This window comes from Aquimarina sp. 2-A2 (genome assembly GCF_045505135.1).
GTDB lineage: Bacteria > Bacteroidota > Bacteroidia > Flavobacteriales > Flavobacteriaceae > Aquimarina > Aquimarina intermedia.
Genome location: NZ_JBJKFI010000008.1, coordinates 96,672 through 113,930, shown reverse-complemented (window position 1 = coordinate 113,930; position 17,259 = coordinate 96,672). Strand labels below are relative to the sequence as shown.

Below are 17,259 nucleotides of genomic sequence, written 5' to 3'. Positions count from 1 at the left end.
TAAATTGTCGGTCAAAAATACATCAACTCTAGGCAACAAAAAAGCCTTTCCAACTGGAAAGGCTTATAAAAAAATCTTAAAACTAAATTACTTTTTGAATTTAGCGTATTTATTTTTGAATTTATCAATACGACCAGCGGTATCGATAAGTTTTGATTTTCCTGTATAGAAAGGGTGAGACGTTCTAGAGATCTCTAATTTTACCAACGGATATTCAACTCCGTCAACTTCAAGAGTTTCTTTAGTATTCGCTGTAGATTTCGTTAAAAAAACTTCTTCGTTAGACATGTCTTTAAACGCTACTAATCTATAATTTTCAGGATGAATATCTTTTCTCATGGTTATAATCTTTTCTTTTTTCGAGGTGCAAATTTAAATATATTATGCGAATCTACAAGACCAAAGCAACTTTTTTTATGTTTTTGATGCAAAAAATGATTTTTGGGTAGTACATGTAACGTTTTCCTATATTTGTATACTGATCAAATATAATCAACCAAACCTTTCAAAAATGGAAAATACACAAGTTTCTGCAAAAAAAATTATTATTAACTATGGTCTTCTACTAGGTATTGTTTCCGTAGTTTTTGGCGTTATTCTCTATGTTACCGATAGCTACATGGATCAAAACTGGATGCATTCTCTTATAGGTTTTCTAATCCTTATTGGTGCAATTGTTTATGGTATTAAAGCCTACAAAACCGCTAATGGAGGTTTCCTTACCTTGGGAGAAGGTATTAAAGTAGGAATAGGTATTGCCTTGGTAGGCGGATTAATAAGTGTCGTTTGGACCTTATTACTGATGCAAGTTATCGAACCTGATATGATGGAAAGAATGGCCGAAGTTTCTCGAGAAAAAATGCAGGAACAATATCCTGATTTTACACAAGAGCAGTTGGATCAAAGCGCTGCAATGGCTGAAAAATTCTCATCACCTTTCATTATTTCTGCTTTTAGCTTACTATTCAATTTGTTTTTTGGATTCATCTTCGCATTGGTAGCGAGTTTAGTTATGCAGAAAAAACAAACCTTTAATTAATTAAGGACATTGCTATTTTATTTCTTGCTCACTAACGTTTATAACTTTAATCAGTTTATCTAACTTTTTACTTAAATACTTATAAATTTGTATTTGTAACAAAAATCTGAAACGTGGATATATCTGTGGTCATACCTTTGCTTAATGAGCAAGAATCACTTACCGAATTACATAATTGGATTGTAAAAGTCATGCAATCCAATTCTTTTTCTTATGAAATTCTATTTATAGATGACGGGAGTACCGATGGTTCATGGGAAACGATACAACAATTATCACAAGAAGATGAGTTTGTAAAAGGCATCCGGTTTTTACGAAATTTTGGTAAATCTCAAGCTTTGCATGCAGGTTTTGCTGCCGCGAAAGGAACGGTGGTCATTACTATGGATGCAGATCTACAAGACAACCCCGAAGAAATACCAGAATTATACCAAATGATCATAGCAGAAAATTATGATCTGGTCTCCGGATGGAAAAAGAAGCGTTACGACTCTGTAGTTGCAAAAAATTTACCTTCAAAACTGTTTAATGCAGCAGCAAGAAAGACTTCGGGAGTTAAATTAAATGACTTCAACTGCGGTCTGAAAGCGTATAAAAGTCAGGTAATAAAAAATATAGATGTGCATGGTGAAATGCATCGTTATATTCCTGTGCTAGCAAAAAATGCCGGCTATAATAAAATCGGAGAAAAGATAGTCCTCCATCAAGCCAGAAAATACGGAACTACAAAGTTTGGTATGAATCGATTTATTAATGGCTTTTTAGACTTGGTGACTATTTGGTTTATGTCACGTTTTGGGCGCAGACCCATGCATTTTTTTGGATTAATCGGTACCATCGTCTTTTTTGTCGGGCTATGTTTCTCTTTATATCTGGGTATCGATAAATTGTTTATTGAGACAGAGGGCAGAATGATAGCACAGCGTCCTGAGTTTTATATTGCACTGACAGCAATGCTATTAGGTACGCAATTTTTTCTAGCCGGATTTCTGGGAGAAATTATCCTTACCAGTAAGCGCAACAAAGAGCGCTATAAAATTTCCGATCAGATTAAAGTGTAAAGGATAGTTCTATCCTGAGTTCGCTATAAAATAGTATTTTTGCACATAAATCTTGAGAACATGCAGCATAAGGATTCTAATATACAAGCACGAATCGACGAATGGTTAACTCCAATATTTGACACTACGACACAACAAGAGATCCATAACTTACAAAATACTGATCCCAAAGAATTAGAAGAGAGTTTCTACAAAAACCTTGAATTTGGTACCGGTGGTATGCGAGGTATTATGGGTGTGGGGACCAATAGAATTAATAAATATACGTTAGGAAAAAATACACAGGGACTAAGTAATTATTTGAAACGCACCTTCCCTGATATACAACCAAAAGCTGTAATCGCTTATGATTGTAGAAACCAAAGCGATACCCTGGCAAAACTTGTAGCCGATGTGTTTTCTGCCAACGGCATTAAAGTATATTTATTTTCTGAACTTCGTCCCACACCAGAATTATCCTTTGCCGTTAAAGAATTAGGTTGTCAATGCGGTATTGTATTAACCGCAAGTCATAATCCTCCCGAATACAACGGTTACAAAGTATATTGGGAAGATGGAGGGCAATTAGTTCCTCCACAAGATGCCGAAATTATACAGGAAATTGACGCTCTGACGTATGCTGATATCAAGTTTGATGCAACGCCAGAGTTAATCGAATTAATCGACGATAAAATAGATCAGGTCTTTATTCAGCAAAGTGTAAAAAACGGAAGTTTTGTTGCTACCAGTGAGGCCAAAAAACAAACAAAAATTGTTTTTACTTCCTTACATGGTACTTCTATAACACTAGTTCCCGAAACATTAAAACAAGCGGGTTACACCGATGTTCATATTGTTGAAGAACAAGCACGTCCTGATGGGAATTTCCCAACAGTAGTATCTCCAAACCCGGAGGAGCCTGAAGCTTTAGAAATGGCGATGAAACTGGCGCGTGAGATCGATGCAGATATCGTTATTGGTACAGATCCGGATTGTGACCGGCTGGGTATTGCCGTGAAGAATAATGAAGGTAACTTACAGCTTCTTAATGGTAATCAAACTATGGTGACCATGACCTGGTTTCTGTTAGAACACTACAAAAAGCAAGGTTTAAAAGGTAATGAATTTATAGCATCTACTATCGTATCAACACCCATGATGCGCAATCTCGCTGAAGCATATAATGTTGACTATAAAGAAGTACTTACCGGATTTAAATGGATTGCAAAACTAATCAAGGATTTTCCTGATAAGCATTTTATTGGTGGAGGAGAAGAAAGCTTCGGTTTTATGGTTGGGGATTTTGTACGTGATAAAGATGCGGTTACCGCTACCCTACTCGCTTGTGAAATTGTTGCGTATGCCAAAGATAAAGGAAGTTCTTTCTATAACATGTTATTGGATTTATATACTAAACATGGTTGCTATAAAGAGAGTTTAATTTCCCTAGTTAAAAAAGGAAGAGATGGTGCCAAGGAGATTCAGCAAACTATGATTGATTTGAGGACTAATGCTCCAAAAGAGATCGGTAGCGAAAAAGTAGTACTCATTGAAGATTATCAAAATAGCACTTCAGAAAATACACAAGATCACACGGTCACAACACTCGATGTTCCAAAATCTAATGTTCTGATTTTTTATACCGAAGAAGGAAGTAAAATCGCAGCTCGCCCAAGTGGAACAGAACCTAAGATTAAATTTTATATCAGTGTACAGGCTCCGCTAAACGAGGTAAGTGATTACGAAGCTGTTGAAACTAAACTAGATCAAAAAATACACGCTATCAAATCGGACTTAAAATTAGATTGATTGTAGCTACTTACAGATACATTATACATGACCTATTTCAAACAAATTCTGCATTTTGCAATACCCTATCGAACATATGGTATACTTAATATTATATGTAACATATTCTACGCAATATTTAGCACCCTCTCATTTATTGCTTTAATCCCCGTATTAAAGGTGCTTTTTAGTTCAGAAACGGATGTAGAGTATTACGAACCGGTATGGAATGGCATTACTAATGCTAAAGCATATTTGACCGATTCTCTGAATTGTTTTATCGTAGAAACCGTAGAGAGTGAAGGTAAAATGTATGTCCTTTCATATATGATTATTGGGATCATTACTATTTTTATGTTAAAGAATTTATTCAATTATCTGGCGATGTTTTTTATCACCTTTTTGCGTAATGGTGTGCTCAAAGATATTCGTAATGAGCTGTACGACAAAACAGTCAGCCTTCCCTTATCTTTCTTTTCAGAAAAAAGAAAGGGTGATACCATGGCACGTATATCCTCTGATGTTCTAGAGATTCAACATTCTTTTTTATCAATTTTGGAACTTATTGTAAGGGAGCCTCTGACCATTCTTTTTACGCTGGGCGCTATGCTGTTTTTGAGCACGAAGTTGACGCTTTTTGTTTTTATATTTATTCCGGTATCAGGATTTATTATATCACTGATTGGTAAATCTTTAAAAAAACATTCTGATAAGGTTCAGAAAGAACAAGGAATATTTTTATCTATAGTCGAAGAAACCCTAGGCGGACTGAAAGTTATCAAGGGTTTTAATGCTGAAAAAGCTTTCAGTAACAAATTTAAAGCTTCTACGAATCGTTTTTTCGATTACTCAAACACACTGCTCAATCGACAAAATTTAGCATCTCCTACGAGTGAGTTTTTAGGAATCTGTGTAATCTCGGTCTTATTACTATACGGAGGTAGATTGGTGTTTATTGATGAATCGTTACAAGCTGAAATGTTTTTGGCCTATATTGGATTGGCGTATAACATTCTAACACCTGCCAAAGCTATTTCGAAAGCAAATTACGGCGTTAAAAAAGGAAATGCTGCGGCAGAGCGTGTCTTAGAGATTTTGAACACAGAATCCCCTCTTCAAGATAAATCCGATGCTATTGTAAAAAATGATTTTACTACTAACATTAGCCTTCAAAATATATCCTTTAAGTATGAAGACGAATATGTGCTCAAAGATTTTAATCTTACGGTGCCCAAAGGAAGTTCGGTAGCATTGGTTGGTCAGTCCGGTAGTGGTAAGTCGACCATCGCAAATCTAGTCACTCGCTTTTATGATGTGAATGAAGGAGAAATTACAATAGATGGTATTGAAATAAAGGACTTAAAAAAAGAGTCGCTTCGCGGTTTGATGGGCTTAGTAACACAAGATTCAATTCTATTTAATGACACCATCCAAAATAATCTTCTAATTGGATCAGAGAACGCCACAGAAGAAGAAATCATAGATGCTCTTAAAATTGCTAATGCATGGGAATTCGTCAAAGAATTACCAAAAGGCATTCATACGAATATCGGTGATAGCGGAAACAAGTTGAGTGGAGGACAAAAACAACGCATATCTATTGCACGTGCGGTTCTTAAAAACCCTCCCATTATGATTTTAGATGAAGCTACCTCTGCTTTAGATACAGAGAGTGAACGCTTGGTTCAATCTGCTTTAGAAAATATGATGAAGAACAGAACAAGTATTGTTATCGCTCATCGCTTATCAACGATACAAAATTCTGATGTAATCGTGGTTATGCAAAAAGGACGTATTGTAGAACAAGGTACTCACGAAACGTTGTTATCAAAAAATGGCGCCTATCAAAAACTAGTGACCATGCAATCTTTTGAATAACATCTACATATATATTATTAATAAATAGAAAAGAGCGCCAACGGCGCTCTTTTCCTTTCACACAAATCATCTTAATTTTTAGGGCTTATTCTAAAATTAAAACTCACTCTTATATAAAACTTTCATCTTGGGGAAAATGAAAGCAGTATCTCATTGTTACATGACAAACATACCATACAAATTTCAATTTACCAAACCAAAAATGCTTTTAATCGATAAATTTAGTATTTTTAACATATTGTTAATCTTAAAATACTAGTATTCGTAATCTTTTTCCTACAAATACGATAGACGCATTATGTAGCGATCAAAGTTTTATTTTGAGAAACCTATATAAATGAAAAAAAGCGCTAGTAGCGCTTTTTTCCTTTCACACAAATCATCTTAATTTTTAGGGCTTATTCTAAAATTAAAACTCACTCTTATATAAAACTTTCATCTTGGGGAAAATGAAAGTAGTATTTCATTGTTACATGACAAACATACCATACAAAATTCAATTTACCAAACAAAAAATGCTCTTAATCGATAAATTTAGCGTTTTTAACATATCCTTAATCTAAAAATACTACTATTCGTAATCTTTTTCCTACAAATTTGTTAGACGCATTAAATAGCGATCAAAGTTTTATTTTGAGAAACCTATATAAATGAAAAAAAGCGCTAGTAGCGCTTTTTTCCTTTCACACAAATCATCTTAATTTTTAGGGCTTATTCTAAAATTAAAACTCACTCTTATATAAAACTTTCATCTTGGGGAAAATGAAAGTAGTATTTCATTGTTACATGACAAACATACCATTCAAAATTCAATCCACCAAACCAAAAATGCTCTTAATCGATAAATTTAGCATTTTTAACATTATCAAGTTTAAATAACCTGTATATTTGTAGTCTTATTCTTACAATAAAAATTATATATGCATTAAACCTTTTGATTAAATTAAAGTCTTACTTATATTAACTATTAAATTTATTATCGATCGAATCCTTGGCAACATCAAATAAAGACCAACATATCGCGGAGCTTCTGATTAATGGTAGTGATAAGGATTACGCTTTTAAAATGCTAATTGAGCACTATGGCAAACCCTTATACTGGCATATTAGGAATATGGTGAAAGATCATGATGATGCTAACGACATCCTTCAGAACGTATTTATTAAAATACATACATATATCGATAGTTTCAAAGGAGACAGTAAGCTTTTTACATGGTTATATCGTATAGCTACTAATGAATCCTTAACATTTTTAAACTCTAAAGCAAAAAAGAATAATATTTCAAATGCAGAATTATATTTACAATTGACAGCAAATCTTGAAGCAGATGTTTATTTTGAGGGAGACGCCTTGCAACTTAAGTTACAGAAAGCAATAGCTACCTTACCTCAAAGGCAACAACAAGTTTTTAATATGAAATATTTTGAGGATCTAAAGTATAAGGAAATTGCACAAATTTTAGAAATTAGTGAAGGAGCACTTAAGGCTACTTATCATCTGGCATCAAAAAAAATAGAAAGTTACATCAAGAACCATTAAGATAATTAAAAAAAAGGTGAAATCATCTCATAACAACATACCTGAATCAGGATTTACAACTCCAGAAAATTACTTTGAAACATTAAATGAGTCATTGTATAATGCTGTGAACAGTACCACGAAGGTTCCTGTAGTTTCAAAACCTGTTAAAACTGGTTTTATCGTGCCAGAAGGTTATTTTGAAACCTTATCCGAAGTTGTTATTAATCATTCTAAGCAGAAACAGAACAGTCCTATTTTTTATCTTACAAAAACCCAGCTAACGGTCATGGCATCCATAGCTGCTATGTTTATCCTAATACTCACTATTGTAAATGCTCCTTCAAAAACGTTTACAATTAATGACCTTACTATAGCGGATATAGAAAATTATTTGGGTGAAGAACCTATTGACTATGAAAACTATCAAAGCTATTTATATAGTACGACAGAAGAATTGACGAATACAATGAGTTTCTCGTCGATTGAAGAAAAGAATATTGAAAATTATTTATTATCAGAAGACATACAAGTAGATTTACTTATACAAGAATAAAACCTATGAAAAAGATTAGTCTAATTTTGAGCATCCTTTTTGCTGTCCAGTTTGGTACAGCACAAAAGAATTCAAGAGAAAAAATTAAAGCATATAAAATTGCGTTTTTTACAGAACAGCTCCAGCTATCCTCTGACGAGGCAACAAAATTTTGGCCTGTTTATAATAAGTATGACACGCAAATGCATGACTTAAAGCGAAAGGAACGTCAAATTTTTAGAACCTTCAAATCACAATCAGAACAGGAACAATCGGAAACAACTGCCAAAGAACTTTTAAATGAGTATCGGGAGACTGAACAGAAACAACTCTCTACAAAACTTGCAATGATCACAGATCTTAAAAAAGTTATTTCAAGTCACAAGATTTTATTACTTTTTAGAGCAGAATATGAGTTTCATAAAAAACTAATGCAACGATTACGACAAAAATCAAAAGAATAACTGTACGTCTTCTACCCTATTGAAAATGTAATTTAGCGATTTTATTTTTACCTGCGGCTAGGGCTGTCGTGTCATTGAGAAATTGCATGGTATAAAAGCCTTCTTCACTTAAATTTTTCCAGGTGTTTCCATTATCAGGAGAGTAAGAAACTCCTGTGACTCCAATTGTTACTACTTTATCCCCTCCACTATGAGGTACGTAACGTATACAACTTTTATATCCCGGTCCGTTATTATCAGCTACCAGATTCCAGGATCTACCCGCATCCTTAGTTACAGCTTTATTTGCGTTATTACTTGCGGGTTTAGTATAATCTCCTCCTACAATCATCCCATGTTGGGTGTCGTAAAAATCCATAGCATAAGCACCTGTCGTTGATGCACCAGAGATCATCGGGGTATTCACCACACTCCAGCTATTCCCTTTATCCGAAGAATGATACACGCGGCTTACCACACCTCCTGACACTATCCAGACATTTTCCTCATGTAGTACAATATTACTATTACTTGCAGCAAAGGCAGCTTCTCCCTTTAAAATCTCTGGTAAACGCTCACAGTTTATTTTTTTCCACTGTTCACCACCATCTCTCGTTATCAGTATCGACATACAATCATCGGTTGGATCTCCCATAGCAATCCCCTCGTTTTTATTCCAAAAAGCCATAGCGTCATAAAAAACTGCTTCGTGCTGTTCGACATATACGATACGACTCTGACCAGTATTGACATCGTGCTTTCTTAAAACTGCAGGAGATCCTACTCCCAGAGAAAAGAAATGTGACCCCGAAAAAGCTGTTGCCCTCTGCTCGGCAGTTGCTGACTGCGCATCTTGTGAGATAAAATCTGAATTATCAACAGGAAACAACGTTTTATCGGTTGTTATCAAATTTAGAAAACCATACCCTTTATCATAGCCAAATCCAATAATAGAATCATTAATTTGAGTCAAAGAACGGATACTCATCGTATCCGTAGAAAGCATTTGAACTGTTACTTGATTAAAATCTCGTTGAACGATAGCCTTCTGTTGTTTTCCGCAAGCAAAAAAGATAACACTACTTACTAGGTAAATTGAGAATCGCATAGTAATATTTTAAGGCTAAATATAACACTATTCTAAATCAAACAATTACCTTTGCAACCCTTAAAAAAATACAATGCGTTTACATAGAAATTTAGTCTTTGCCGTCGTTGACGGATTACGAGAAATCTTCAACGAAGGTAAATATGCCGACAAAGTCGTGCGTAATCTATTAAAAAGAGATAAGCGTTGGGGCTCCAGAGACCGTAGTTTTGTAGCAGAAACCTTATACGAAATCGTACGTTGGAAAAGATTGTATTCTGAAATCGCAGAAGTTGGTGCGCCTTATTCCAGAGAAAACGCCTTTCGTCTCTTTGCAGTATGGGCGACGTTGAGAGGTATCACACTACCTGATTGGAAACAAATAGAACCTACTCCTACGCGTCGTATCAAAGGTAAGTTTGACGAATTAATAAAAATAAGAAAATACAGAGAGTCCATTCCTGATTGGTTGGATGCCTTAGGAGAAAAGGAATTGGGTGCAAAATGGGACAAAGAGATTGCTGCACTAAATATTCAGGCTCCGGTTGTACTTCGTGCCAATACCTTGAAGATTACACGTGATAAGTTGCGTAGTGTTCTTGAAGATCAGGAAGTAGATACTGAATTTATTAAAGGATACCCGGATGCTTTACAACTAACAGAGCGAATGAATGTGTTCTCGTCCAAAGCATTTACCGATGGTTTCTTTGAGGTACAAGATGCCTCATCCCAGTTGGTGGCTCAGTTTCTCGATGTAAAACCTGGTCAACGCGTAGTTGATACCTGTGCGGGTGCTGGTGGAAAATCTTTGCATATTGCTGCTTTGATGGAAAATAAAGGGCAAATCATTGCCATGGATATTTATGAAAATAAATTAAAAGAACTTAAAAGACGTACCCGTCGTGCAGGAGCTCATAATATTGAGACCAGAGTCATTGAAAGTACAAAAGACATTAAAAAACTGCACGGTAAAGCTGATCGTGTATTAATCGACGCTCCGTGTAGCGGACTTGGTGTACTGCGCAGAAATCCGGATGCAAAATGGAAATTACAACCAGAATTTTTGGATCAAATTAGAGAAACACAACGTACCATCCTCAATGATTACTCAAAAATAGTAAAAGCAGGCGGTAAATTAGTGTATGCGACCTGTTCCATATTGCCATCAGAGAACGAACAACAAGTAAAAAACTTTTTGGCTAGTGAGGCCGGGCAGGAATTTAATTTCATAAAAGATAAAAAGGTTTTGTCTCATGTTTCAGGATATGATGGATTTTATATGGCCTTGTTAGAAAAGAAAGCGTAGAACGACATACAATTTCTTACGTATTTTTAAGACTAAAAAACTTTTAAAAACCAGTGAATAACTCTGTTTATTTACTGGTTTTTTTCATGCAAATTATTACAGATAAAAGAGTAAATTTGCAGCTTACTAACGCACAACATAAATAAGCGAAGCATGATTAATTTCTTCGGAAACCCAAAGGAAAAAGTATTTGCAGTTCAGACTGAAAAAGAAATTTCGACCGAAAACAGTAAGAAACTTATCTGGTTATTTGGCAACCAACCTCAACTATCCATGGCGTCTATTGACGCTTTTTTTGTTGGTCCCCGTGCCGCGATGATTACCCCTTGGAGTACCAACGCTGTTGAGATTACTCAAAACATGGGTGTAGATGGTATCATTAGAATTGAAGAATTTAAGGCCGTGTCTGATACTTTTGATCAATTCGATCCTATGCTCTCTCAAAAGTATCCTAGATTAGATCAAGCCATCTTTACTATCGACATAGCCCCAGAAACCGTTCTTGAAATTGATGATATTGCCGCATATAATGCTAAAGAAGGCTTAGCACTCAACGAAGAAGAAATACTATATCTTGAGCAAATAGCAAAGAAAATAGGACGATCATTAACCGACTCAGAGGTATTTGGTTTCTCTCAGGTAAACTCCGAACATTGTCGTCATAAAATTTTTAATGGAACCTTTACAATTGATGGCAAAGAGATGCCAACTTCCTTGTTTAAGTTAATTAGAAAAACTTCAGAAACACATCCTAATGATATAGTTTCGGCATATAAGGACAATGTTGCTTTTATTAAAGGACCAAAAGTCACACAATTTGCTCCAAAAACAGCAGATCGCCCCGATTTTTATCAAGAAACTGATTTTGATAGTGTTATCTCTTTGAAAGCAGAAACCCATAATTTTCCAACTACCGTAGAGCCTTTTAACGGAGCTGCAACCGGTTCTGGTGGAGAAATTCGTGATCGTCTTGCCGGTGGTAAAGGTTCGCTACCTTTAGCAGGAAGTGCAGTATACATGACCTCCTACTCAAGGCTAGAAGAAAACCGTCCATGGGAAAAAGCCATGAAGGAGAGAGATTGGTTATATCAAACGCCGATGGACATCCTGATAAAGGCTTCTAACGGAGCTTCAGACTTTGGTAACAAATTTGGACAACCGCTTATTACCGGATCCGTTTTAACCTTTGAACATGAAGAAAGTGCACGCAAGCTTGGCTTTGATAAAGTAATTATGCAGGCTGGCGGAATTGGTTATGGTAAAGCAGACCAGGCACTAAAAGATACTCCGAAAACCGGAGACAAGATTGTAATACTTGGTGGTGAGAACTACCGTATAGGAATGGGAGGTGCTGCAGTTTCATCAGCAGATACGGGAGAGTTGAGCAGTGGTATCGAACTCAACGCTATACAACGTTCTAATCCGGAAATGCAAAAACGTGCTGCTAATGCGATACGGGGTATGGTGGAGAGTGAAACCAATCCTATTGTTTCCATTCATGATCACGGAGCCGGCGGGCACCTTAACTGTCTATCAGAGTTAGTTGAAGAAACTGGTGGTAAAATAGATCTTGATGCGCTTCCTGTAGGAGATCCTACATTGTCTGCTAAAGAAATTATCGGTAACGAATCTCAGGAACGCATGGGATTAGTCATTGGAGAAAAAGATGTCAGTACTTTAAAACGTATTGCAGATCGTGAACGCTCCCCTATGTATACCGTAGGTGATGTAACGGGTGATCATCGTTTTACCTTTGAATCAAAAACAACGGGCGAAAAACCAATGGACATGGATCTTATTGACATGTTTGGGAGTTCACCCAAAACAGAATTAAAAGATTCAACTATTACGCGTAATTATGAATCTTTACAGTATAGTTCAGATAACATTCATGAATACCTACATCAAGTACTTCAATTGGAAGCTGTGGCTTGCAAAGACTGGTTAACGAATAAAGTTGACCGTTGTGTTGGTGGTAAAGTGGCAAAACAACAATGTGCGGGTCCCTTACAACTTCCTTTAAATAACTGCGGCGTTATGGCGTTGGATTACAAAGGAAAAGAAGGAATAGCAACGAGTATAGGTCACTCTCCTATTTCTGGTTTAGTTGATCCTAAAGCCGGGTCACGAAACTCTATAGCCGAGGCCTTATCTAATATTATCTGGGCTCCGTTAAAAGATGGTTTGACATCTGTTTCTTTATCTGCCAACTGGATGTGGCCATGTAAAAATGAAGGAGAAGATGCGCGCTTATACGAAGCCGTAAAAGCAATTTCTGATTTTGCCATAGCACTTGGCATTAATGTTCCTACGGGAAAGGATTCTTTATCCATGAAACAGAAATATGCTAATGAAGAAGTTATTGCTCCCGGTACGGTTATTATTTCGGCTGCCGGAAATTGTAATGATATAACGAAAGTAATTGAGCCTGTACTAAAGAAGAATGCTGCGAAAATTTACTATATTAATTTATCTCAGGACACTTATAAACTAGGAGGATCGTCCTTTGCACAAACGCTAAATAAGATTGGTGACGATGCACCAACCATTAACAATCCTGATAACTTTAAGAAGGTTTTTAATACAATTCAACAAGCCATTAAATCAAATCTACTACATGCGGGTCACGATGTTGCCTCGGGTGGGTTGATAACGACTTTACTTGAATTATGTTTTGCTGATCAAAATTTAGGAGCAGATTTAGATTTGACAGCATTAGGTGAAACTGATCTTATAAAGCTTTTATTTGCTGAAAATGTCGGTATTGTATTACAAGCAGAAAAAGAAATTGAAAACTTATTTACTGAAAATGAGATCGAATTTTTCGAAATAGGTACTGTTACTGAAATTACTGATCTAGTCATTAAAAATGGAGACGATGCGATCACATTGGATATTGTAGCTCTACGCGATACTTGGTTCGAAACTTCTTATTTATTAGATCAACAACAAACAGCTAACAACTTAGCTACTGATCGCTACCATAATTACTCAAAGCAACCGCTTCAGTTTACATTTCCGAAACAGTTTACTGGTAAATTACCAAAAAACACTTCCAAAACCGATAGACCAAAAGCAGCTATTATTAGAGAAAAAGGTAGTAACTCTGAGCGTGAAATGGCAAATGCCATGTTTTTAGCTGGCTTTGATGTCAAAGATGTTCATATGACCGATTTGATTTCAGGACGCGAAACGCTTGAGGACATTCAGTTTATAGGTGCCGTTGGAGGGTTTTCGAACAGTGATGTTTTAGGGTCAGCCAAAGGTTGGGCCGGAGCATTTTTATATAATGAAAAAGCAAACACCGCATTGACCAATTTCTTTAACAGAGAAGACACACTTTCTGTAGGAATATGTAATGGATGTCAGCTATTTATTGAGTTGGGTAAAATTAATCCTGAGCATGATACAAAACCGAAGATGCTTCACAATACATCTAATAAACACGAAAGCGGCTTTACCTCTGTAACTATCCAGGAAAATAATTCAGTAATGTTGTCTAGCCTCAAAGGTAGCACCCTTGGTGTATGGATATCTCACGGAGAGGGACGCTTTGAGCTACCTTTAGATGAGAAGGAATATGAAATAGTTGCCAAATATGGTTACGATCAGTATCCCGCCAATCCCAATGGATCGGATTATAATACAGCTATGATGACAGACACTACGGGTCGACATTTGGTTATGATGCCCCATATAGAGCGTTCTATTTTTCAGTGGAATTGGGCACATTATCCAGAAGGACGCACCGATGAAGTATCACCATGGTTAGAAGCTTTTGTAAATGCAAAAGAATGGATTGACGCTAAGAATGGATAGAAATTCACATATGTTAAACAAAAATGCCGGTAGTTTACCGGCATTTTTGTTTATAATAATAATTAGTTCTCCTCTTACAACTGAAGATTAGCGTTTTAATTCAGCAATTTGACACTGTTTTTATTAAAGAATAAAGAATATTATGGTGATGTATCCATCATTTTGATAGTCTAACACATATTATGTTATCAGATTAATAAAGGTTTAAACGTTTTTTTATATATTAGGGTTGCAGATTATTAGATTTTTTATATTTTGCGAAACTATGCGCGCATAATAATTATGAGTCAATACCACTGTTAACAAAGCAATAAATTTTGTAACATGTTCTGACAGTTGATTATGCCCATAGCATCAATAATATCCAAAACAACTTATGAATAAAATTACTAGATTATTTGATTTCCCTCACTATCAATTAGAGCGTTTCAATTTAAAAAAAGCATTAGTTACTAAGTATGATGGCAAGTGGATTGCTACTTCTACTCAAGAGTACATAGATCAGGCTAATAAAATCAGTCGAGGATTGTTACGATTAGGTGTGCAACCAAATGATAAAATTGCTATTATATCTTCCAATAATCGAACAGAATGGAATATTGTTGACATTGGTGTTTTACAAACCGGTGCTCAGGATGTTCCTATCTATCCAACGATATCTCAAGAAGATTACGAATATGTATTAAACCACTCGGGTGCCTCGTACTGTTTTGTTTCGGATGCGGAAGTTTATCAAAAAGTAAAAAATATTAAGGATAATGTACCTACCTTAAAAGAAGTATATTCTTTTAATGATGTACCAGGGTGCAAAAGTTGGAATGAGGTCCTTGAATTGGGTATCGATGTAAGCAATCAAAATGAAGTAGAAGCTATAATGGCAGGTGTTAAAGAGGATGATCTCGCAACACTAATTTATACCTCAGGAACCACAGGAAGGCCTAAAGGTGTTATGTTAAGTCATAAAAACGTAGTGAGTAATGCATTAAACAGCTCCACGCGTTTTCCTATTCAGGATGGTGAGGCTAAGGCTTTAAGTTTTCTACCTGTCTGTCATATTTACGAACGTATGTTGATGTATTTATATCAATATAGAGGTGTCAGCATTCATTTTGCCGAATCGATTGACACAATTTCTGATAATCTGAAAGAAGTTTCTCCTGATGTTATGACTGCAGTTCCACGTTTGCTTGAAAAAGTATATGACAAGATTATTGCAAAGGGCACTGATCTAACAGGTATTAAGAAAAAGTTATTCTTTTGGGCTGTAGAGTTGGGATTAGAGTATCAACCTTACGGAGCTAATGGTTGGTGGTATGAGAAAAAATTAGGTGTTGCCCGTAAATTAATCTTCAGTAAGTGGCAAGAAGCTCTGGGAGGTAATATCAAGGTAGTAGCTTCAGGGAGTGCTGCGCTTCAGCCAAGGTTAGCCCGAGTATACAATGCTGCAGGTATTCCGGTTATGGAAGGGTATGGGTTAACAGAAACTTCTCCTGTAATTTCTGTTAATGATGAAAGAAACCATGGTTTCAAAATTGGAAGTGTAGGGAAACTTATTCCTGAAACTGTTGTCAAGATAGCTGATGATGGTGAGATATTAGTGCAAGGTCCACAAGTTATGATGGGTTACTACAAGGATGATGCTAAAACCAAAGAAGTTTTAAAAGATGGATATTTTCATACTGGAGATATAGGTGAAATAGATAGTGAAGGCTTTTTACGTATCACCGATCGTAAAAAAGAAATGTTCAAAACTTCAGGCGGTAAATATGTAGCCCCACAATTAATCGAAAATGCGATGAAGCAATCGCGTTTTATTGAACAAATAATGGTGATTGGTGAGGGAGAGAAAATGCCAGCAGCTTTTATTCAACCAAATTTTGAATTTTTGAGAGAATGGGCAGAACGCAAACATTTAAAAGTAGGGAGTTCCAATGAAGATCTGATCACAAACGAAAAAGTAATTGAGCGTTTTCAAGAAGAAGTAACCGAGCATAATGCTCGTTTTGGTAAGTGGGAACAAGTCAAACGTTTTGAACTTACTCCGGATGAATGGAGTATAGAAGCAGGGCACCTCACTCCTACTTTAAAGCTAAAAAGAAGAATTATCAAACAACGATACAGCGATTTATACGCAAAAATTTATGGCTAGTTCAATGTTTCATTGAATTTTAAAGTTGAGAACACCTTAACTTTAAATCAACAAACTCCTCATTAATTGAGGAGTTTTTTTATTAAATTGATAGCTAATTACAAATAGAATCGTTTTATCATTATTTTTTATCAAATTTATTATGCACGCATAATAAATTTTAGTATTTTTACATTTGTAATACATTTTTTGAATGAGAGAAAAAACAATTGATTATGCACTTAGAGCTACCTGGATGGCTGTCACAAAAATGTATAACGAAGAAGCTAGTAAAAAAGGTAGTACCATGGCAACAGGATTTGCATTACTAAGTATTGATCCTGAAAACGGAACGCCATCAACGTCACTTGGCCCTAAGATGGGAATGGAAGCAACAAGTCTTTCTAGAACATTGAAAACCATGGAAGAAAAGGGATTGATTTATAGAAAGAAAAATCCGCAAGATGGTCGTGGTGTACTTATTTACCTTACGCCTTTTGGTGTAGAGATGAGAAATTTCTCAAAAGGAGTTGTTTTTGCTTTTGATACTGCGGTGAAAAAACATGTGCCTAAAGAAAAACTGGACACGTTTTTAGAAGTTTTTCAAATTATCAACGATTTGATAGCAACAAAAAAAATATATATTAATCAAGAATCTATAATAGCTAAATAAC

General features: G+C 35.7%; 13 protein-coding genes. 11 read left to right on the top strand and 2 right to left on the bottom strand.

Translation table 11 applies throughout. The annotated features are described in order from the left end of the window. Nucleotides 1-87 precede the first annotated feature (87 nt). A complete protein-coding gene (locus tag ACJRPK_RS16575) occupies nucleotides 88-339 on the bottom strand; it encodes a type B 50S ribosomal protein L31 (protein WP_027411739.1) in 252 nt (83 codons plus the stop codon). Nucleotides 340-511: 172 nt separating this feature from the next. On the opposite strand from ACJRPK_RS16575, the gene ACJRPK_RS16570 reads away from it, so the two are divergent. The 7 genes from ACJRPK_RS16570 (at nucleotide 512) to ACJRPK_RS16540 (ending at nucleotide 8,266) form a co-directional block, all read left to right on the top strand. Continuing rightward, entirely contained in the window at nucleotides 512-1,039 is a 528-nt protein-coding gene (locus tag ACJRPK_RS16570) for a DUF4199 domain-containing protein (RefSeq protein WP_407141528.1), read from the top strand. 113 nt (nucleotides 1,040-1,152) lie between these two features. Next, nucleotides 1,153-2,100: a glycosyltransferase family 2 protein gene (locus ACJRPK_RS16565; RefSeq protein ID WP_407141527.1), complete on the top strand. Its 948-nt coding sequence runs from the start codon at nucleotides 1,153-1,155 to the stop codon at nucleotides 2,098-2,100. 60 nt (nucleotides 2,101-2,160) lie between these two features. Beyond that, on the top strand, nucleotides 2,161-3,888 hold the full coding sequence (locus tag ACJRPK_RS16560; protein ID WP_407141526.1) for a phospho-sugar mutase: 1,728 nt from the start codon (nucleotides 2,161-2,163) through the stop codon (nucleotides 3,886-3,888). 27 nt (nucleotides 3,889-3,915) lie between these two features. Further along, a complete protein-coding gene (locus tag ACJRPK_RS16555) occupies nucleotides 3,916-5,745 on the top strand; it encodes an ABC transporter ATP-binding protein (RefSeq protein WP_407141525.1) in 1,830 nt (609 codons plus the stop codon). Nucleotides 5,746-6,736: 991 nt separating this feature from the next. Further along, a complete protein-coding gene (locus ACJRPK_RS16550; protein ID WP_407141524.1) occupies nucleotides 6,737-7,288 on the top strand; it encodes an RNA polymerase sigma factor in 552 nt (183 codons plus the stop codon). Between the two features lie 16 nt (nucleotides 7,289-7,304). Then, a complete protein-coding gene (locus ACJRPK_RS16545) occupies nucleotides 7,305-7,823 on the top strand; it encodes a hypothetical protein (RefSeq protein WP_407141523.1) in 519 nt (172 codons plus the stop codon). A 5-nt stretch (nucleotides 7,824-7,828) separates the two neighbouring features. Next, a complete protein-coding gene (locus ACJRPK_RS16540; protein WP_148783274.1) occupies nucleotides 7,829-8,266 on the top strand; it encodes a hypothetical protein in 438 nt (145 codons plus the stop codon). 16 nt (nucleotides 8,267-8,282) lie between these two features. Here ACJRPK_RS16540 and ACJRPK_RS16535 read toward each other — a convergent pair whose 3' ends face one another. Further along, the gene (locus ACJRPK_RS16535; RefSeq protein WP_407141522.1) at nucleotides 8,283-9,353 is read right to left on the bottom strand and encodes a WD40/YVTN/BNR-like repeat-containing protein; all 1,071 of its coding nucleotides are present in this window, start codon (nucleotides 9,351-9,353) and stop codon (nucleotides 8,283-8,285) included. A 73-nt stretch (nucleotides 9,354-9,426) separates the two neighbouring features. Between ACJRPK_RS16535 and ACJRPK_RS16530 the strand changes: the two genes are divergently transcribed. The 4 genes from ACJRPK_RS16530 (at nucleotide 9,427) to ACJRPK_RS16515 (ending at nucleotide 17,258) form a co-directional block, all read left to right on the top strand. Continuing rightward, the gene (locus tag ACJRPK_RS16530) at nucleotides 9,427-10,638 is read left to right on the top strand and encodes an RsmB/NOP family class I SAM-dependent RNA methyltransferase (protein ID WP_148783272.1); all 1,212 of its coding nucleotides are present in this window, start codon (nucleotides 9,427-9,429) and stop codon (nucleotides 10,636-10,638) included. 153 nt (nucleotides 10,639-10,791) lie between these two features. Continuing rightward, entirely contained in the window at nucleotides 10,792-14,457 is a 3,666-nt protein-coding gene (gene purL, locus ACJRPK_RS16525) for a phosphoribosylformylglycinamidine synthase (protein ID WP_407141521.1), read from the top strand. Nucleotides 14,458-14,833: 376 nt separating this feature from the next. After that, a complete protein-coding gene (locus ACJRPK_RS16520; protein ID WP_407141520.1) occupies nucleotides 14,834-16,606 on the top strand; it encodes an AMP-dependent synthetase/ligase in 1,773 nt (590 codons plus the stop codon). A gap of 193 nt (nucleotides 16,607-16,799) precedes the next feature. Further along, nucleotides 16,800-17,258, top strand: a complete 459-nt coding sequence (locus ACJRPK_RS16515; RefSeq protein WP_148783269.1) for a MarR family winged helix-turn-helix transcriptional regulator — start codon at nucleotides 16,800-16,802, stop codon at nucleotides 17,256-17,258. Nucleotide 17,259 lies beyond the last annotated feature (1 nt).

Bases quoted from the DNA above. Each gene is read 5' to 3' on its own strand.
- ACJRPK_RS16575 (WP_027411739.1), bottom strand. From the start codon at position 339: ATGAGAAAAGATATTCATCCTGAAAATTATAGATTAGTAGCGTTTAAA.
- ACJRPK_RS16570 (WP_407141528.1), top strand. From the start codon at position 512: ATGGAAAATACACAAGTTTCTGCAAAAAAAATTATTATTAACTATGGT.
- ACJRPK_RS16560 (WP_407141526.1), top strand. From the start codon at position 2,161: ATGCAGCATAAGGATTCTAATATACAAGCACGAATCGACGAATGGTTA.
- ACJRPK_RS16555 (WP_407141525.1), top strand. From the start codon at position 3,916: ATGACCTATTTCAAACAAATTCTGCATTTTGCAATACCCTATCGAACA.
- ACJRPK_RS16540 (WP_148783274.1), top strand. From the start codon at position 7,829: ATGAAAAAGATTAGTCTAATTTTGAGCATCCTTTTTGCTGTCCAGTTT.
- ACJRPK_RS16535 (WP_407141522.1), bottom strand. From the start codon at position 9,353: ATGCGATTCTCAATTTACCTAGTAAGTAGTGTTATCTTTTTTGCTTGC.
- ACJRPK_RS16530 (WP_148783272.1), top strand. From the start codon at position 9,427: ATGCGTTTACATAGAAATTTAGTCTTTGCCGTCGTTGACGGATTACGA.
- purL (WP_407141521.1), top strand. From the start codon at position 10,792: ATGATTAATTTCTTCGGAAACCCAAAGGAAAAAGTATTTGCAGTTCAG.
- ACJRPK_RS16520 (WP_407141520.1), top strand. From the start codon at position 14,834: ATGAATAAAATTACTAGATTATTTGATTTCCCTCACTATCAATTAGAG.
- ACJRPK_RS16515 (WP_148783269.1), top strand. From the start codon at position 16,800: ATGAGAGAAAAAACAATTGATTATGCACTTAGAGCTACCTGGATGGCT.